Source organism: Methanopyrus kandleri AV19 (assembly GCF_000007185.1).
GTDB classification, from domain to species: domain Archaea; phylum JAADCQ01; class Methanopyri; order Methanopyrales; family Methanopyraceae; genus Methanopyrus; species Methanopyrus kandleri.
Genome location: NC_003551.1, coordinates 1,522,674 through 1,539,744 on the forward strand (window position 1 = coordinate 1,522,674; position 17,071 = coordinate 1,539,744).

General features: G+C 60.3%; 24 protein-coding genes. 20 read left to right on the forward strand and 4 right to left on the reverse strand.

From position 1 onward, the window contains the following. Positions 1-3 precede the first annotated feature (3 nt). Together MK_RS08045 and MK_RS08050 are read left to right on the forward strand one after the other, a co-directional pair. Positions 4-723 (forward strand): DNA integrity scanning protein DisA nucleotide-binding domain protein, encoded by a 720-nt coding sequence (locus MK_RS08045; RefSeq protein ID WP_011019875.1) that lies wholly within the window; start codon positions 4-6, stop codon positions 721-723. Continuing rightward, positions 716-1,909 (forward strand): methionine adenosyltransferase, encoded by a 1,194-nt coding sequence (locus MK_RS08050; protein WP_011019876.1) that lies wholly within the window; start codon positions 716-718, stop codon positions 1,907-1,909. The genes MK_RS08045 and MK_RS08050 overlap by 8 nt, the downstream gene beginning before the upstream one ends. A 53-nt stretch (positions 1,910-1,962) precedes the next feature. Here the strand turns inward: MK_RS08050 and gatD are convergent, their stop codons facing one another. Then, positions 1,963-3,339: a Glu-tRNA(Gln) amidotransferase subunit GatD gene (gene gatD, locus MK_RS08055; RefSeq protein WP_011019877.1), complete on the reverse strand. Its 1,377-nt coding sequence runs from the start codon at positions 3,337-3,339 to the stop codon at positions 1,963-1,965. Positions 3,340-3,376: 37 nt separating this feature from the next. Here gatD and hisH point away from each other — a divergent pair, with 37 nt between their 5' ends. The 6 genes from hisH (at position 3,377) to MK_RS08085 (ending at position 6,575) form a co-directional block, all read left to right on the forward strand. Next, on the forward strand, positions 3,377-3,973 hold the full coding sequence (gene hisH / locus MK_RS08060; RefSeq protein ID WP_226988751.1) for an imidazole glycerol phosphate synthase subunit HisH: 597 nt from the start codon (positions 3,377-3,379) through the stop codon (positions 3,971-3,973). Between the two features lie 2 nt (positions 3,974-3,975). After that, the gene (locus tag MK_RS08065) at positions 3,976-4,470 is read left to right on the forward strand and encodes a V4R domain-containing protein (RefSeq protein ID WP_226988752.1); all 495 of its coding nucleotides are present in this window, start codon (positions 3,976-3,978) and stop codon (positions 4,468-4,470) included. Between the two features lies 1 nt (position 4,471). Beyond that, the gene (locus MK_RS08070) at positions 4,472-5,098 is read left to right on the forward strand and encodes an HPr kinase/phosphatase C-terminal domain-containing protein (protein ID WP_011019880.1); all 627 of its coding nucleotides are present in this window, start codon (positions 4,472-4,474) and stop codon (positions 5,096-5,098) included. A gap of 6 nt (positions 5,099-5,104) precedes the next feature. After that, on the forward strand, positions 5,105-5,461 hold the full coding sequence (locus MK_RS08075) for a hypothetical protein (RefSeq protein WP_148679831.1): 357 nt from the start codon (positions 5,105-5,107) through the stop codon (positions 5,459-5,461). Between the two features lie 5 nt (positions 5,462-5,466). Then, positions 5,467-5,730, forward strand: a complete 264-nt coding sequence (locus MK_RS08080; protein WP_011019882.1) for a PRC-barrel domain-containing protein — start codon at positions 5,467-5,469, stop codon at positions 5,728-5,730. A 224-nt stretch (positions 5,731-5,954) separates the two neighbouring features. Continuing rightward, complete coding sequence (locus tag MK_RS08085) at positions 5,955-6,575, forward strand: ArsR/SmtB family transcription factor (protein ID WP_148679833.1); 621 nt, start codon at positions 5,955-5,957, stop codon at positions 6,573-6,575. On the opposite strand, the gene cbiB is transcribed toward MK_RS08085, so the two are convergent. Together cbiB and dph2 are read right to left on the reverse strand one after the other, a co-directional pair. Then, positions 6,541-7,431: an adenosylcobinamide-phosphate synthase CbiB gene (gene cbiB / locus MK_RS08090; RefSeq protein WP_158295996.1), complete on the reverse strand. Its 891-nt coding sequence runs from the start codon at positions 7,429-7,431 to the stop codon at positions 6,541-6,543. The genes MK_RS08085 and cbiB overlap by 35 nt on opposite strands. Positions 7,432-7,436: 5 nt before the next feature. After that, positions 7,437-8,468: a diphthamide biosynthesis enzyme Dph2 gene (gene dph2, locus MK_RS08095; protein ID WP_011019885.1), complete on the reverse strand. Its 1,032-nt coding sequence runs from the start codon at positions 8,466-8,468 to the stop codon at positions 7,437-7,439. A 27-nt stretch (positions 8,469-8,495) separates the two neighbouring features. On the opposite strand from dph2, the gene MK_RS08100 reads away from it, so the two are divergent. From MK_RS08100 to MK_RS08115, 4 genes are all read left to right on the forward strand, one after another. After that, complete coding sequence (locus MK_RS08100; protein ID WP_011019886.1) at positions 8,496-8,858, forward strand: cobalamin biosynthesis protein; 363 nt, start codon at positions 8,496-8,498, stop codon at positions 8,856-8,858. Continuing rightward, positions 8,837-9,373 (forward strand): hypothetical protein, encoded by a 537-nt coding sequence (locus MK_RS08105; RefSeq protein WP_158295997.1) that lies wholly within the window; start codon positions 8,837-8,839, stop codon positions 9,371-9,373. The genes MK_RS08100 and MK_RS08105 overlap by 22 nt, the downstream gene beginning before the upstream one ends. Positions 9,374-9,375: 2 nt before the next feature. After that, positions 9,376-9,597 carry a hypothetical protein gene (locus MK_RS08110; protein ID WP_088334647.1) on the forward strand — a complete coding sequence of 74 codons (222 nt, stop codon included), beginning with the start codon at positions 9,376-9,378 and terminating at the stop codon, positions 9,595-9,597. A 119-nt stretch (positions 9,598-9,716) separates the two neighbouring features. Continuing rightward, positions 9,717-9,980: a hypothetical protein gene (locus MK_RS08115; RefSeq protein ID WP_148679834.1), complete on the forward strand. Its 264-nt coding sequence runs from the start codon at positions 9,717-9,719 to the stop codon at positions 9,978-9,980. Here MK_RS08115 and MK_RS08120 read toward each other — a convergent pair. After that, a complete protein-coding gene (locus MK_RS08120; RefSeq protein WP_011019888.1) occupies positions 9,968-10,915 on the reverse strand; it encodes a DNA cytosine methyltransferase in 948 nt (315 codons plus the stop codon). The genes MK_RS08115 and MK_RS08120 overlap by 13 nt on opposite strands. Before the next feature lie 121 nt (positions 10,916-11,036). On the opposite strand from MK_RS08120, the gene modA reads away from it, so the two are divergent. From modA to MK_RS08160, 8 genes are all read left to right on the forward strand, one after another. Further along, positions 11,037-11,792, forward strand: a complete 756-nt coding sequence (gene modA, locus MK_RS08125; RefSeq protein WP_011019889.1) for a molybdate ABC transporter substrate-binding protein — start codon at positions 11,037-11,039, stop codon at positions 11,790-11,792. After that, positions 11,789-12,574, forward strand: a complete 786-nt coding sequence (locus MK_RS08130; protein ID WP_011019890.1) for an ABC transporter permease — start codon at positions 11,789-11,791, stop codon at positions 12,572-12,574. The genes modA and MK_RS08130 overlap by 4 nt, the downstream gene beginning before the upstream one ends. Further along, positions 12,561-13,247, forward strand: coding sequence for an ABC transporter ATP-binding protein (locus tag MK_RS08135; protein WP_011019891.1), 687 nt, complete (start codon positions 12,561-12,563; stop codon positions 13,245-13,247). The genes MK_RS08130 and MK_RS08135 overlap by 14 nt, the downstream gene beginning before the upstream one ends. Next, positions 13,234-14,481 (forward strand): molybdopterin molybdotransferase MoeA, encoded by a 1,248-nt coding sequence (locus MK_RS08140; RefSeq protein WP_011019892.1) that lies wholly within the window; start codon positions 13,234-13,236, stop codon positions 14,479-14,481. The genes MK_RS08135 and MK_RS08140 overlap by 14 nt, the downstream gene beginning before the upstream one ends. Positions 14,482-14,574: 93 nt before the next feature. Further along, entirely contained in the window at positions 14,575-14,814 is a 240-nt protein-coding gene (locus tag MK_RS08145) for an ATP-binding protein (protein ID WP_011019893.1), read from the forward strand. 14 nt (positions 14,815-14,828) lie between these two features. After that, positions 14,829-15,224: a tungsten-dependent formylmethanofuran dehydrogenase subunit FwdD gene (gene fwdD / locus MK_RS08150; RefSeq protein WP_011019894.1), complete on the forward strand. Its 396-nt coding sequence runs from the start codon at positions 14,829-14,831 to the stop codon at positions 15,222-15,224. A gap of 83 nt (positions 15,225-15,307) precedes the next feature. Next, positions 15,308-16,609, forward strand: a complete 1,302-nt coding sequence (locus tag MK_RS08155; protein ID WP_011019895.1) for a formylmethanofuran dehydrogenase subunit B — start codon at positions 15,308-15,310, stop codon at positions 16,607-16,609. A 117-nt stretch (positions 16,610-16,726) separates the two neighbouring features. Continuing rightward, positions 16,727-17,038 carry a hypothetical protein gene (locus MK_RS08160; RefSeq protein WP_011019896.1) on the forward strand — a complete coding sequence of 104 codons (312 nt, stop codon included), beginning with the start codon at positions 16,727-16,729 and terminating at the stop codon, positions 17,036-17,038. Positions 17,039-17,071: the final 33 nt, after the last annotated feature.

Sequence of the window (17,071 nt, forward strand, 5' to 3'; positions counted from 1 at the left end):
ACTTTGAACTTCGTCGAGACGTTCCGTCGAGCCCTCCGATGCTTACAACCGTCGGCGGTAGTCGTGGACTTCGATCCTCCAGCCGAATCGCTCCGCTCCACTCCGGTCATCAAGCTCCCCTCCGGTATACTGCACTCAGTGGGTCCTGTTGAAGCCTGCGCCAGTTTAGGCCTGAAAGAGGGAGAACCCGTGCTCATAGCGTCGTATTCCCGATGTAGTCTGGAGTTCCGCCCCATACGCCCCGAAGAGGCGCGACTGGCGGCACTGGATCACTACCGCGTGGTCAGCAGGATATTGGAAACTATGGTAGAGCTGGCGGTTGAGGGGGTGGAAGGAGATCGGGTAGGTACCTTGTGCGTGATATCGGAAGGTGCCGATCGAATGTACCGGACCACGGTTCCGGTCAGGGTGGAGGATGTCAACGTGATGACGGGGTCGGGAAAGCGCGTTCTCAAGGCACTGGCTAAGCTCGACGGTGCTATCGTCGTGGATCCGGAGGGCAACATCGAGGCGGCGGGCGCGATCTTCGACGTGGATTCCGGAAGTGTGGAGCCCGGATTTGGCGCCCGACACACCACCGCGCTCCACGTCTCCAAGGAGCTCAACTGCCCCGTAATAGTATTATCAGAATCCGGTAGGATCCGGCTGTACCACGGCGGGAAGGAGGTCCTGAAAATCTCGGTCTCAGACCTCGTCGCTATTCGGGGGTTCTGCGATGGTTAGAAACATTGTCGTCGAGACCATGAAACGCAGTCCTTTCACCGAAACCGAAGTGGAGATCGTCGAGCGAAAGGGTGTAGGACACCCGGACAGTCTCGCCGACGGTATCGCGGAGAGCGTATCTAGGGCTCTGTGTCGGGAGTACATCGAGCGATTCGGCCGGATTCTACACCACAACACCGACGAGGTTCAAATCGTGGCGGGTGAATCGAGACCGGAGTTCGGAGGTGGAGAGGTAATCCGGCCTATTTACATCCTGGTAACCGGACGCGCCACGGCGTACGTAGGGGACGAGGAGATCCCCGTCGGCACCATCGCGCTAGAAGCCGCGACGGAGTACTTGGAGGAGACCGTCAGACACCTAGATACCGAAAAGCACGTGGTAATCGAGCCGAAGATCGGTCACGGTTCGGCGGATCTGCGGGACGTGTTCGAGCGCGGTGAGGAAGTTCCACTGGCGAACGACACCTCCTTCGGCGTAGGGTACGCACCACTGACTACCACTGAGAGACTCGTGTACGAGACTGAGCGGAAGATCAACTCCCCGAAGCTCAAGAAGGATCTACCGGAGGTCGGAGAAGACGTCAAGGTCATGGCACTTCGAGAGGATAACAAGATCGAACTAACCGTGGCCGCTGCGATGGTGTCGCAGCGCATCGACGATATCGACCATTACATCTCCGTGGTCGAGGAGCTGAGAGACCGAGTCGCGGACTTAGCGGCCGAGATCGCCTCGGATCACGACGTCGAGGTGCACGTGAACACCGCCGACGACTACGAGCGGGAGTCCGTGTACCTGACGGTTACCGGCACATCAGCCGAACAGGGTGACGACGGTTCCGTCGGTCGTGGGAACCGCGTCAACGGTCTGATCACACCGTTCCGTCCGATGAGCATGGAAGCCGCCGCCGGAAAGAACCCCGTGAACCACGTCGGGAAACTCTACAACGTACTGGCCCACCAGATGGCCCGGGAGATCTACGAGGAAACGTCAGCCGATGAGGTATACGTCCGGCTGCTCAGTCAGATCGGTCACCCCATCGACGATCCCAAGGCGGTCGACGTGCACCTCGTAGGGGACGTATCGGAGGAGGACGAGCGCGTGGCTCGACGCGTGGCGGACGAGCTACTGGAGAACATCACCGAGCTCACGGAACGTATCGTGGAGGGCGAAATCGAGGTGTTCTGAAGCGACGCCTGTACCGAACTGAACACCGCCAAGTCACGCCTCGGCGACTCCGGCTACAGGCGATGATGTGGACCGTCCGCGGGTTCGAATCCTCCCAGAACTCGACCACCTTCGATCTCTCCAGCGATGTTCGTCCTCATGAGCCTCTCGACCTCCTTGATGTCGTCGGTTCTATCGAGCACGTACATGAGCTTCACGTAAGCCACCTCTGGCAGCATATCCTCACCCGGTATCACACCCACAGCCCTCAGCAGTCGTCCGGTCCTGTACACGTTCATGTTCACACGACCGTACAAGCACTGAGATGTCATCACGACGGCGATCCCGTCGTCCACCGCCCGCTCGATCGACTCCAACCACTGCTCCGAGACGTGGCCCAAACCGGTGCCTTCGAGGACGATCCCCCGGTAACCCCGATCCACGTAGAAGTCTAAGACCTCGGGATCCATACCGGGTGCGAACTTCACCAAGGCCACTTTTTCCTCGAACCCGCCTGAGATCTCAGGCTCACCGTCCTCCGGCCTCCGGTAATCGCTCCGGAGGAACTCGATTTTAGGGTTCCTGAGATCCTTCACGTCCACCTTCGCGATAGGGATGGACTCCACCGACCTGAACGCGTCCCTGCGTGACGTGTGCATCTTCCTGACCCTCACTCCCCGATGCACGAGGCATACCTCATCGGAGGTCCACCCGTGCATGCAGACGGTGACCTCACCCACCTCTCCGTCGCCCGCGAAGGCGCACGCCGCGATGAGGTTCGAGGCCGCGTCCGAAGACGGCCTGTCCGAACTCCGCTGCGCTCCGACCAACACGACCGGCCCGTTAAGCCCCTCGATGACGAACGATAGCGCCGCGGCCGTGAACGCCATCGTGTCCGTTCCGTGTCCGATCACGACACCCTCTACATCCGGGTCCGAGAGAGCGTCCACGACCTCTTCGGCGATCTTCATCCAGTGTTTGGGCTCCATATTCTCGCTGAGCAGATCGAGCACGGCCCTGGCGTCTACGATGTTGATCACGTCGAGCAGCTCCGGGACCGCTCCGACGAGCTCCTCGGCTGTGAACGCAGGTTTCACGGCCCCGGTCTCGTAGTCCACCCGGCATGCGATGGTACCGCCCGTCGACATCACCGATACGTTGGGAAGCTTAGGATCGTACTCGATCTCTCCCTCCATCGGCTTGAAGCTAGGTTCATGTCCTTCACCCGGGGCTTCGAGCTTCTCGATCCTGTCGACACGTACCCCTACATTGTAACCGTTGTCCATTTTGACGACGATGTGCTCATCGTCTCCAAGTTCCGACCTGGGCATGATGATGCCTTCCACGACCACCCCATCGTCCCGGACTATACGAACCCGGTCGCCGACACTCAGCCCGTGCTCCCGTAGTAACTCCCCGGCCTTACCTTTGTACTCGGACAACACCCTCACCCCAGACCCATCCTTCCAAGGGGGACTCGGCTTGAAAGTGGCGATAGTAGAGTACGGCGTCGGCAACTTGAACAGCGTGTACCGCGCGGTTAAACACTTGGGGCATGAGCCCGTCGTTACTGATGATCCCTCGGAGTTGCACGACGCCGACGCCGTGATTCTCCCAGGTGTGGGAAACTTCCGCGCCGCCGCGGAGAAACTCGAAGAGACCGGATTATGTGACGAGATCCGAGAGCTGCTAGGGTCCGTCCCACTCTTAGGTATATGCCTTGGGATGCAGCTCTTGATGGAATCGAGCGAGGAGAGCCCCGAGTCACGCGGTCTAGGAGTGTTTCGGGGAACGTGTGTGGCGCTCCCCAATGACGTGAAAACGCCGCACATGGGATGGAACACGGTGGAGTTCCGGACGGAAGAGTTTCGGGAGTTCGACGGTGAGATGTTCTACTTCGTCCACTCGTACCGGGTGGCTCCCGAGGACGACGTCGTCCTAGGTGAGACGGAGTACGGGGAACGGTTTCCAAGCGTGATCGGGGACCGGGGTAGACTGATCTACGGAATGCAATTCCACCCCGAAAAAAGCGGACCAGTGGGGTTAAAGTTGCTCGGTGAGGTTCTTACGGGGGCGAGCCGTTGAGAATGTCCCGCGAGAGAATATTCCGAGAAGTTAAAGAATCCCTGAAGAACATCCAAGAGGTGAGATCCGAGCTAGGTGACAATGTGTCGCTGTCGACCCTGCGTTACATCCTCGCATCGATGGTCATCACTCTGGGTCGAGGGGTCGGATCCACCTTCTACAGGGCCGGTTACGACATCGGTGTTTACAAGGCGAAATCACACGACCTGAAGGGCATCGAAGAGGCCTTCGAGTACGTGGAGAAGGCGTTCGAGAGGACGGGCACAGGCATCATCGAGCGCTGGGAAATGAAAGAAGATGGTAAGATCGAAATCACGATGCGCGAGTCAGCAACGGCTGCCGGTTACGACATAGGGAAGAAGCTGTGTTACTACCAAGCCGGATTCATCGCCGGGATCCTCCACGGGGCTACCGGCGAGCGCTGGGAGGTGCACGAGACCAAGTGCATGGCCGAAGGTCACGACCACTGTGAGTTCGTGGCGATACGGAGGGGGTAACGTGGAGCGGGTCGTCGTACATGGCACACTGATGGACGTGTTCGGGGTAGGGGTGCTTCTGGTAGGTCCACGTGGGGTAGGGAAGAGCGAGACGGCCTTGGAACTCATACGTCGCGGCCACAGGTTGGTGTCCGACGATGCGGTGATCGTGGAGTGCGATGATAGCTACGAGTACCCCGTCGGCAGACCGCCGGAGAACTTAGCCGGGAAAATGGAGATCCGACTCGCCCTGGCGGAGCTGTACTGCCCCGAGTGCGGTCGAGTGTACACATTCTCCGCCCTCAAGATGAAGGAAGGGTGTGACTGCGGTGGCGACCTGAAACTACGTCCTATTCAGGATAAAATCGCCGTGGACGTCGCGGAACTCTACGGCATCCGGGCGCTCCGGAGCCGTAAGGGCATCGGTGTGGTCATTAAGATGATCCCGGGCCCCCACCACCCCCATCACGATCCATCCATGAGACCGGATGAACCAGTCTCCTCCACGCCTTCCGAGGAGGAGAAGGTAGTGAAATGGGTGAAAGAGAGGGATGGAAGGGTGTTCCACCTGGACGTGGTTCCGGGTCGAGACACCGCCACGCTGATCGAGACCGTGGCACTTCAGGAGAGCTTGAGGCGCAGGAGGTGAACTGTGGTGCTGTCGATACCCGATTGGCTCGGTGCCGCACTGTTGCTTTCACTCAGTGACGAGCTGCACACCGGTCTCGTGTGGGGAGCCCTTCGCAGCCAGTACCTTCTGTTGGGAGCGTACCTCCGGGTCCGACATTCAGCTCTATTCGTCTGGTTAGTACACGAAACCTTGGAGTTCCTTTTCCACACTGTGATCCTGTCGTTGATACTTCCGGTCCCGATGGCGGTAACAGCGGCCTCAGTACACTTCGGAATCGACCTATTTCACGAAGCGCTGTTAGGAACCGTTAAAGGTCGGGTGACACACCGGCTGATGCACCTGTCTTTGGAATCCGCAATATTGTACTGGCTGTGGGGGTGATACTTGTGAGAATCCTGCGCGATCTCATCGGCAAACCCGTAATCGACTCCAGCGCCAAGCACATCGGTGAGGTCCTCGATGTCGAGTTCGACGAAGAGTCAGGAGAAGTCACCACGCTAATCGTGGGCCACTCCAAGCGCCCCGGTGTTCTGCGGAAGATAAAGTGGCTAGGGGGCGAGGAGAAAGCCGTTCGCATACCCTACTCGAATGTCGTTGCCATCGAGGACATGGTGCTGGTAGAAGGACGGTGGGTATCCAGGGAGGACTGACTCCTCGTCTTGCGGGGGTGGGGGTTTCTGAACCCCACCCCCGAACGGTTCACTTGTTCTCGCCGTTCGTGGGGTTATATCGGCGGGCTGTCGGGATCGTCACAACCCCCAACATCTCGAAACGATGAGGAGGGTCCAGGGGCGATCTCTACGGGCGATCTATCGTGACAACGCGGTCTCCCCGCCCTTCCATCCCAGAAGGACTCCCCCAGGGGTTGTGATCCATGGACGAATCCGAGATCCTAAGAGTACTCCGCGACTGGGTCTCTGACCCTTTTGAAGCGGTACTCGTGGATGACGTGCCGGTGGACCTGTACGACCCAGAAGAAGGCCACGCGTACCTCGTGGCTAACGAGGACACCGTAGAGAAGAAACTGGGTCGACTCACGAGACTCATCGGGAAGGTCCCGAAAGCATCGATCGCGTACTCTGGGGACACCGACGAGCTCGTAGACCCGCTGAGGAGGCTCGGTGCGGGCCTCCTCGAGGTCTCCCCGGAGGGTGTCGAGGTCGTGCTCGAGCCCGAGACGTTCGATGTCGATCCGGACATACGCCCCATGTCCGGACATCATGACGAGCTCGTCGCCGTCCTGAAAGCCCTCGGAGATGAGCGCCGGATCGCCGCGCTCGAGATACTAGGGCACAGCGAGGAGTGTCTATGCAAGCTCGCCGAAATTTTGGGGGAGAACCAACCGTCGACAGCATATCACTTGAAGAAGCTCCTGGAGGTCGGTTTGGTCACTAAGCGCTCCGAAGGCGGTAGAACGTTTTACAGGCTTACCGAGCGTGGCGAGCGCGTACTAAAGGTGATTAGGGACTTAAAAGACCAGCTGCGACGTACGTGATACCCGGGGCGACCAGCCCGAATATCACGGCGATCTGAGCCGCGCGACGCACGTCGTCGGGTGTCGGGAGTCGATCCCCTCCTTTTAGGACGTACACGTTCGGTTTCTCCAGTCGGACTCCCAGCGCGCAGGCCCCCACGTACATGGGCAACCAGGAACTGGGGCTCGGGACGTCCCGTGCAGCCCGCAACAGTGACCGGAGTCTCGCCCGGAGTATCCACCAAGGTAGGGTTACCGTGAGTGCCGCGGCGCATACGGGCAGTGACAGCACGTTCAGCAAGTCGTCCAACCTCGCCGGAATCTTACCGAACATCTCGTACTCGCCCCGGTACCCGAACATGGCGTCCGCGACGTTCGTCGCTCGGTACATGACCGCACCCGGCCACCCGAGGAGATAGTACCACCACAAGGGGCCCACGACGGAGTCCAGTAGGTTCTCGAAGCAACTTTCCACCGCAGCCGAAGCTACTTCCGCTCCGTTTAGACGGCTTACGTCCCGACTGACGAGCCACCTCACGGCCTGTCGAGCCCCGTCTAAGTTCCCCTCCCGGAGCTCCCGCTCTACCGGGAGCAAGTGCTCGACGAGTCCCCGTACGGAAATACACACCCACAGGACCAGAGCATCTCCAACCATCGGGATGTAGTGGAGCGGGTAACACACTCCCAGCAGGAACCCGCAACCGACCGCCAGGGTTAATCCGCCCCAGACCACGTCGAGGACACGCCCGCGCCGTACCCTCTTCTCCACGAGCTCCATCACCCGGCCGCACCACGCCACCGGGTGGAAACGGTTCGGCGGATCCCCCAGGACCAGGTCCAGAGCCACCGCCAGATACGCGGCGAGAAGGGGATCCAACGGCATCACCGCCGTAGGGCGTTGAGGACGTCCTCGGGGGTCGGAATCTCATCGAGGCGGTACTCCTTCCACCCGGCACGCACCGCGGCTAGTTCGGCGGGGTTCAGTAACACCCATCGCTTGAACCTGGCGGCCTCGTCGACGGGCACTCTAGGACATCCACAGAACACGCATTGGCGTCTGCGGAGCGACCTCAGCGCATCTTCCGTCAAATACCTCAACCGCCACGTCGGGCGGTCCAAGACCCGTACTACGTCGGGTCTCCTCTGACCCAACGCTGTGCTCTCTACGATCTCGAACCCTTCTTCTCGGTTGAATTCACGGATTTTAGACAGTCTAACGGCCAGGATTCTCCTGATGACATCTTCCACGTCCTCGGAGTCCAAGACTCCCTTCGTAGGGTCGATTTGCACCACGGGCCGATTCGTCCTGATCGCAACACCGGCGGGATGGAAGCTCCCGGAACATACCACTATAGTGGGGAGAGACGTATCGAGAGCGGAGAAATTGCATCCGAGCACCAACCCGGGCGTGGCCACCCGGCGACCGTCTCCCGGGCGGATTACGGGCTCGATACCGGATTCCCGGAGGATCTCTGACACGAGCTCGAGATCGGCCACATACTGCGCCGTCGCGCAGACGTTCACACGGTCGATCCCTAAATTGTGGAGTACTTCGACGGCTTCCTCGGCCATCCACGGTTCCACGCGTTTGCGGCCGTGTGTCGGTAGGAAATGCACGGTAGCCCCGAGCTCCCGTATCTGACGCTCGACTTCGGGTATGGGATAATGGCCGATGTGAACGATGTGGTCCGTCCGGACCACGGTACCGGGGGTAATGTCGCAGGCTCCGAACACGCGACCGGCGTCGAGTTCCACCTCGCAGCCACGGGCTTCCAGCACGTCGGCGACCTCGCGGGCGATCCGCTTCAGTCCATCCGGGGCCTGAACCAAGACACGTCCTTCAACGTTGAGGGACTCGACTACCCTCGGCACTTCGTCCTCGTCATAGGATTCGGCGGAGGTGCATCTCGTCATCGGGAGCACCACCGGGGGGTAGGATCGTTGTACGCTTTGGGTGTCGGGATGAGGCGGAGAGTGCGACGGCAGGACCTGGTAACCGCGGTACGATGGGGTCTGGAGGAAGCCGGCGAACTCGGTGAGATCATCACGATAACCCGAAAGCGGGACCAGCCTTCCGGAAAGGCGCTGGTTGAAATAGGTCGCCGGTTCGGGATCCCCGTACGGTTCGTCGAGAAGCTCGCCGACCACACACCGAGCGACTCTCGAGCGAGGGACCTACTAGGAGCCCCGGGCTCCGTGTGTGAGGGTGTCCTTATAACTCACGGGTACGAGATCGTCCGGCCGAAACGGACTTTCGGGAACACCGTGACCGCAGCTTTGGGGTGGAAAAGATCCCGAAAGTAGTCTGCATAGTCGGAGGGCGTGGAGACGGGTTCACACGAGTGGCCCGGGTACTTTCGGAAGCCATCAAACGCTCGGGACGCACCGTGGGCGTTCTGATGCTTCCACAGTCCACAGGTGGGTCCGGACGGAAGTGGGTCGGTGGATATCGATGGGATTGCGACGTGGTAGTGGCGACCGTGGATAGGGTTTCGGAGTGTGATTACGCCCTGATACTCAGCAGGTTCGGGGCGTGTACGAACGCCCGGAAGGCGGTGTACGATCTGTCTCATCAATCCTTCGTAGGGTTCGAACCGCCTGAAGGATGGGTTGGAATAGATTGCTTCAGAGTCGCCCGAGATAAAAGGGTTCCTGCAGTTCATGCTCTAATCCTATTAGGGGCCATGTGTCGCATCGCGCGCCTCTGCGAGTTAGAAGACGTGAAAAAGGCGCTGCTTTCGGAGGAGGGACGGCTCGGCGCGGTATCCTACCGGGCCGTACGAGCCGGTTGGGAGGAGGCAGGGCGATGGGGGTGCTGACGTTGGTTAACGCCCGAATCCATGTGGACCGTACGACCAGCTTCGACGCGGAAAACGGTACCAAGAGCTACGTGATTAAGGTGACCGTAGAGTTGGAGACCGACGACTACGACGAGGCGAAGCAGCTCACCAAGCGCCTGGAGGAGTTCATCGACGAGTTGAAAAGCGTCGTTAAAAGTGAGCTCTTGGAAAAAGACCTGGGAAAACGAGAACTGATACTGTAGCCGGGGGGGATGAGGAAGAGGCGGAGGAACATACGGAAGCGCAGGAAGAAGAGGAATACGAGGAGTCGTACCACGAAGAATCGTACGAGTACGGAGGGTACGAGTACGAGGAGCGTGAGGTGGAAGGAATCGGCGGGGCCGCGAGTACCGAAGAGGGCGTGATACTCACCGAGCGCGGGGAGGAGTTCTTCGGCAGAACCCATGAGAGCGCGGAAGAAGCCGAAGCCATTCCTCAGGAGGCTACCTGGGTGGAGGAACCCGGAGAGTGGGAGGAGTGGAGACCCAGGAGGTTCCCGAGAGTTCCGCTACCTAGGGCGTACCTCATCGTAGCCGCCGTGGCTATCGGTCTGTTAGTGGCGGCGCTACTGTATTACGCGAGGTGATCACGGACTTCCTCGGCGATAACGCGGGCGAGCTCCGGCGGCACCGACTCCCCTACCTGGTCGTACTGCGTCTCGTACCCGCCCTCGAACACGTGGTCGTCGGGGTAACTCATCAGCCGGGCTTGCTCCCTAACGGTAAGCAGTCGGTCCTCGAACGGGTGTATGAACCTGGACCCACCCATCACCGTAGGGGCTGGCTTGAATGGGTGCAACCTGAGCCAGTTCTTGAAGCTCCCTCTAGCCCCCCTTATGACGCTCAGGGCCTCCCCCCACCTAAGGCGACGGATCCTGCGGAGCTTCCTCTTGGACAACGGGCGCAGTTCGTGATTGGGCACCTCCGAATCCGGACTGGGGAGATCTCCGATAGCGTCCCACACGGTTTTCGGCCGTTCCACGGTGGGTTCAGGATCTATCCTCACGTTGGAGATGAAGACGCGGCGCCGGTACGAAGGGACCCCATAATGTACCGCCTGAAGTACGTTGAAGTGGATCTCATCATACCCGGCACGTGCGAACTCTTTCCTCAGTGCTTTTTCCAAGGGCCCCTCCATAATCGCGGGGACGTTCTCCATGACGAAAACCTCGGGCTGAAGGTCACCGATAATCCTCACGAAGTGGAGCACCAACCTGCCGACGGGGTCGTCGTAGAGTCGATCCAGCGGGTTAGGTTTCCGCTCCGCGTTGGCGGCCGTGAACGGCTCGCAGGGTGGCCCGCCGATGATCACGTCCGGCTCGCCTAACTCGTCCACGATTTCCTCCGAGTCGACCCGCTGGATGTCGCGTTCGATCACCTCGGCCTCTGGGAAATTCTCCCGGTAGGTCGCGGCCGGCGCGGGGTTGTTTTCAACACCCCCGAGGATCTTGAACCCAGCTTCCTTGAAACCCCTGGAGAAACCGCCGGCTCCGCAGAAGAGATCCACAACTTTCGGCTTCAACGGGGCACCCCCAGTCGAGTTTCACTCAACACCCGCCGGCGGACGCCCCATAAATAAACGGCAGTGGTCGGACTGCTCCGACCGTGCGAATCGCATAGTTATATCAATCGGGGGAAGCGGCGTGCGGAAGGTACCGATCGCAATAGGAATACTGGCGGTCGTAGTGATCGCGGCAGCCGCCGGCTACTACTACACGTCCTCGAACCAGCTCACGGTGTTCGCTGCTGCGAGCCTGAAGAAGCCCCTAACTAAGCTCGCGAAGCAGTACGAAAAGGAGAAAGGCGTCAAGGTAGCCCTCAACTTCGGTCCGTCCGGAGGACTGACGGCACAGATACTACAAGGACAGAAGTGTGACCTGTTCTTCTCCGCGGATTGGAAGTACGTGGTCAAGCTCCAGAAGGCCGGTAAAACAGCGAAGACCAAGAAGTTCCTGAAGGACTACCTCGTTCTGGTGGTATCCAAGACGGGCGAGAAGAAGGGCATCAAGAGCGTCAAGGACATCACGAAGCCAGGCGTCACGGTCGCCGTGGCCGACCCGAAGGCACCGGTCGGTGAGTACACCCAGCGCGCGCTGGAGAAGCTCGGGATCTGGGACAAGATCGTGAAGAACGGTAACCTGAAGGCCAGGCCGGGTACCGTCAACCAGGTCGCTACGATGGTGAAGAATGACCAGATCGACGCCGGTTTCGTCTACCGGAGCGTGGCAGTCGGCTTCGGTCTGCCGATCGTGCAGATGTTCCCGCACTCCCTGACGGGGCCGATCATCTGGGGAGCCGCCGTCATCAAGGGAGGTAACGAACAGCTCGCGGAGGACTTCCTGAACTACTGTCTCGAGCACATCGACGAGTTCAAGAAGTACGGGTGGAGTCCGGCATGATCGGGAGGTACGAGATCCTGAGCACCCTGTTCCCTCCTCTATTCTTCATATTCATAGTGTTCCCGCTGGTAGCGCTGGTCCTGAACCTAACGCCCCAGGGAATCGCGGAGGCCTTCAGTGACCCCTACTTCTGGTCTGCCACGTTCAACACGATACTCTGCGCCGTCGCAGCCGCCGCCGCGGGTGTGATAATCGCGATAGGGTTCGGTTACTATCATCTGTTCAAGCGAGACTCGGTGATCTACAGGGTGGCGGACTTCCTCAACGACCTGCCCATCGCCCTGCCGCACACCGTGGCCGGACTCGCGCTACTGCTGGCGTTCGGTCGCAACTACTTCGGATGGCTGGGGGAGAACGGGCTCGCGTTCACCCTGATCGCCGTAGTCCTCGCCATGCTCTTCGTGTCGTACCCGCTAGCGGCCAGGGCCGTACAGGCGGGTGTCGAGGAGCTAGGACGTGAGCTCGTGGACGTCGCCCGTACGCTCGGTGACGAACCGCCCAAAGCCTACGTACGGGTGGTCGTGCCGGCCCTGCAGGAGGCACTGCTTGGCGGCTTCCTCCTGGGGTTCTCCCGATCCCTGAGCGAGTTCGCCGCGGTGATCATGTTCGGAGGTAACCTTCCCGGTAGGACCCAGGTACTCGCATCATACGTGTTCACCCGGGCGGAGTCCGGAGATCTAGAGGTCGCCGTCGCCGCCAGCGTGTTCTGCATGGTCCTGTCGCTGACCATGGTCGCGTTAGTGCGCTCGGTGACCGGGGGACTTCGCCGTGCTGAGGGTTGAGGGAGTCAAGTTCTCCTACGGAGACCGGGAAGTCCTACGCGGCGTCGACCTGGAAGTGGAGCCCGGTGAAGTACGGGTGCTCTTCGGTCCCAACGGGAGCGGTAAGTCCACGCTCCTCAAGATCGTCGCCGGTATCCTGAGGCCCGACGAGGGTCGCGTGATCATCGGAGAGGAGGACGTCACTGACCTCCCACCCGAGGAGCGCCACGTGGGGTACGTCCCACAACAGCCCGCGCTGTTCCCCCACATGACCGTCGAGGATAACATCACGTACTCCCTCCAGAACGGTCGCGGCGATCCCGACCGACTGGATGAGCTTGTGGAGCTCCTCGGACTAAAAGAACACCTCGATCGGAAGCCCGACGAGCTCAGCGGCGGGTACCAGAGCCGAGTATCGCTCGCCCGAGCCTTATTCTCCGACCCGAAAGTGATGCTCCTGGACGAGCCCCTCAGCGACGTCGACCTGGCCGTGAAGGCGGGTCTCGTTCCGAGGTTCCGCGAGGTACTGAAGGAGACGGGCATACCCGCCTTATACGTCACGCACGACCCATGGGAAGCCGAGCGTATCGGTGACTCCTTCACCGTTTTAATCGGTGGGAAGGCGGTGGACGTGAACTCCGTAGATGAGGCACTGGAGGAGCTGAAACGGGGTGTGGAAAGTGTCAAAGCGTAAGTACAGGGGCTTCGTGTATACGGACGACTTGGCCAAGCCCGAAGAGTTCATCCGGTTCCTACGCCGCTTCCTCTCGCCTCCGGAGCCCGAGACCGTGGAAGTAGGGCCCGAACTCTCGGGACGTGTACTCGCGGAAGACGTCCGTGCGGAGCGCCCCTCTCCACCCTTCACCCGCTCCGCTATGGACGGATACGCCGTGAGATCCGAGGACGCCGAGCCCGGGGCCAGGTTGAAGGTCGTAGGCGAGTCGAGGATAGGAGAAGGTACCGACGTCAAAGTCGGTCCGGGAGAGGCCGTGTACGTCGACACCGGGGCTCCCGTTCCGGAGGGTGCGGACGCCGTCATCCCCGTGGAGTTCGTGGAACGCGACGGTGACGAGATAATCGTGGAAGAAGGCGTCGACCCGGGGGATAACCTGGACCCGGCCGGCTGCTACGTCGAAGAGGGAGAAGTTCTCTACCGATCCGGACACCTCGTCGAGCCCGTGGACGTGGGCGTGATGCTCGAACACGGCGTGGAGGAGGTGGATGTCCACAGGCCCCTGCGGGTCTCGATCGTGGTAACTGGGAACGAGCTCGTCCACCGTCCATCGGAGCTGGAAAGTGAAACACAGGTGGTAGACTGCATCGGTCCCGTGCTCACCGCGGAGCTGGAGAACATGGGCTGCGTCGAGGTAGTGGGAACGAGCTTAGTCAAGGATGATCCGGGAGAGATCCGTGAGACCGTGGAGGATTACGCCGATCGCTCCGATGTGGTTCTGATCACGGGCGGATCCTCGGTGGGGGAGAGGGACCACGTCAAGGACATCCTGGACGACACGTTCGACGCCTTCATCCACGGGATCAGGGCCCGACCCGGACGTCCGTTCGGTATCGCCGCGCGGGAGGGAACAGTCGCCTTCACCCTGCCCGGGTGGCCCACGTCGTGTTATTCTACCTTCCGGGTTTGGGTGGTACCTTCGCTACTCGTGCTGGCCGGAGCGGACCCGTTGGTGGTCGGATTCGAGACCGAAGCCACCGGGATAAAGTCCAAGCGCGAGGTCGGCGTGATAGCACGCGTTCGTTTGACCTCCGACGGCGCCGAAGGATTGTCTCGGGACCGTTCCAGTCACTTCGCGCTGTTTCGGGAGACCGACGGCTTCGCCCTAGTTCCTCCTGGAGGCTCGGAGCGTGCTCTGATTCTCCCGCTGCGCGGGTTCCTCAACTTGTTCGATGAGGTAGAACGCAAGTTCTGAAGGTGTCCACCGGCCGTCCACCCGTCCCCGCCGACCCCACTTATTTAACTCCGAGGTGTCGGAGCGGGTGCGAAGACCGGTGGGGGTCGCGGGTTGGTAAAGATAGTCATTCACGAGGAACGTTGTCACGGATGCGGTAACTGCGTGATCGCTTGCCCGGTCAACGCTTGTAATTCCCCTAACGTATGGGGCGGAAAGGGTCCCGAAGACGGTGAAGATGTAGTGATCAAGGTCGTGAACGGGACGGTCTCGGTGATTAACGAGGACCTGTGCGAAGCGTGCATGACCTGCGAACTCGCCTGCCCCGTGGACGCTATCGAGATCAAAACGTAGGGGAGCCACGAAAGATGGCCGAATTCACCCTGCTCACGGGTCGAACGATCTGGCAGGGTGAAGCTATCGAAACCGACAAGGCGGGCGAGATCTACCCCAACGCCACCGCCATCTGTTACTTCAATCCTAAGGACATGAGTGAGCTCGGCATCAGCGAGGGTGACCCCGTTAAGGTCAAGTCCAAATACGGCGAAGTAATCGTACGGGCTAAAGCCGCGGACACCGACGTGCCACCTCGCGGTATAGTTTTCATTCCGATGGGCCCCTGGGCCAATAAAGTCGTGGATCCGAACACCAAGAGTACGGGAATGCCCGGCTTCAAGGGGATAAAGGTCGAGATAGAACCTACTGACGAAGAGCCGATCGAAGACATGTCTGAATTCATGCGCTCCGAGTATCTCTCCGAATAACCTCATGGTAGCTTGGTGGTTCACGTTTACCCATCATTTTCATCGAATATCGACATCGCTAACAACGGGAAGGGGGTGAAAAAGTGGCGAGGAAAGTGATCAAGGATGTGGTCTGTCCGTTCTGTGGTACGCTGTGTGATGATCTAGAGGTGGTCGTGGAGGACGGTGAGATCGTGGAGGTACGGCATGCTTGTAGGATCGGTGCTGCGAAGTTCTTGACGGCGCAGGAGGATCATCGTCACACCGAGCCGATGATCAAAGAGAACGGAGAATGGAAGAAAATCGACTACGAAGACGCCGCAGAAGAGACCGCGAAGATGCTGGTAGAAGCTAAACTACCCGTACTCTACGGTTGGTCGGCGACGCTCGTAGAGGCGCAAGAGAAGGGTGTTGAACTGGCCGAGCTCGTCGGTGGAATCATCGACAACACGGCTTCGGTGTGACACGGACCTTCGGTACTGGGACTGCAGGACGTCGGTGTACCCAGCTGCACGCTAGGTGAGGTGAAGAACAGGGCGGACACGGTGATCTACTGGGGCAGTAACCCGATGCACGCTCACCCGCGGCACATGAGCCGTTACACCGCCTTCACCCGCGGCTTCTTCCGACCGAAGGGTCGTGAGGATCGTACTATCATCGTCGTGGACCCGCGGAAGACCGCGACGGCGCGTCTAGCCGACGTGTACATCCGCGTCCGCCCTAACGAGGACTATGAGCTGATCAGCGCGCTCCGGGCGGCTGTTCACGGGATCGAGATCGAGCGCGAGGAGGTCGCCGGAGTGCCGACGGAGCAGATCTACGAGGTCGCTGACCTGATCAAGGAGGCCAGCTTCGGCACACTGTTCTGGGCGATGGGTCTAACGATGTCCCGGGGTCGTCATCGGAACATCGACAACGCGATCTGTCTGATCAAGGACCTGAACGAGTACACGAAGTGGACGCTGATCATGATGCGAGGCCACTACAACGTGACCGGGTTCAACGAGGTACTGGCGTGGACGACCGGATACCCGTACGCCGTGGACTTCAGCCGTGGGTACCCGCGGTACAACCCGGGTGAGACGAGCACCGTGGACCTACTAACCCGCGGCGAGGTCGACGCCATGATGGTCATTGCCAGTGATCCGGGTGCGCACTTCCCGCGGAAGGCTGTGGAGCACATGGCTAGGATCCCGCTCGTGTGCGTGGACCCGCACTGGACGCCGACCGCCGAACTCGCTGACCTGTACGTGCCCGTAACCATCGCCGGCATCGAATGGGAAGGCACCGCCTACCGAATGGACTCAGTACCCATCAGGATGCGCAAGGTCGTCGAACCACCCGAAAGCATGCTCAACGACGTAGAATTCCTCGAAATGGTCATAGAAAAGGTCGAGGAGATGTAAGCCCGGGCCGCCCCACGGGGCGAACCCCGTCCCCGGGGAGCCCCGTGGGGTGAAGCGGGGGCAAGTCCCCCGCGGCCCGGGCCTTTCACTCCGTAACTCCCTCCGGGGTGCGTCCATATGGAACTCCGATGCCCGTACTGCGGCTCGCGCTCCTGTGTGAACGAATCCGCCCTGTCGTTGTTCCTCCGGGCGTCCGAACGCGCCGCGAGGTACGTGGTCAAGGGGCGAGATGACGTGGACGAAGATCCGAACTTCCGTCCCTCGTTCGGTGAAGTCGGGATCTGTAAGGAGACTTCCAAGCGCATATGGGTGTGTCCATACTGTCACTCCCTCATCCCGGAGCTCGAACCCGATGGGATGACCGCCCGATGTCCCGAATGCGGGCGGGAAGCTAACGTGGCACCCTCCCGCCGTAAGATCGTGTGTTGAAAGGAGCACAGCTCCGGGTGTCGGATGGGGGGG

Excerpts from the sequence above, each read along its gene's own strand:
- MK_RS08160 (WP_011019896.1), top strand. The coding sequence starts at position 16,727 with ATGGAACTCCGATGCCCGTACTGCGGCTCGCGCTCCTGTGTGAACGAA.
- fwdD (WP_011019894.1), top strand. The coding sequence starts at position 14,829 with ATGGCCGAATTCACCCTGCTCACGGGTCGAACGATCTGGCAGGGTGAA.
- MK_RS08050 (WP_011019876.1), top strand. The coding sequence starts at position 716 with ATGGTTAGAAACATTGTCGTCGAGACCATGAAACGCAGTCCTTTCACC.
- MK_RS08065 (WP_226988752.1), top strand. The coding sequence starts at position 3,976 with ATGTCCCGCGAGAGAATATTCCGAGAAGTTAAAGAATCCCTGAAGAAC.
- MK_RS08085 (WP_148679833.1), top strand. The coding sequence starts at position 5,955 with ATGGACGAATCCGAGATCCTAAGAGTACTCCGCGACTGGGTCTCTGAC.
- dph2 (WP_011019885.1), bottom strand. The coding sequence starts at position 8,468 with ATGACGAGATGCACCTCCGCCGAATCCTATGACGAGGACGAAGTGCCG.
- MK_RS08130 (WP_011019890.1), top strand. The coding sequence starts at position 11,789 with ATGATCGGGAGGTACGAGATCCTGAGCACCCTGTTCCCTCCTCTATTC.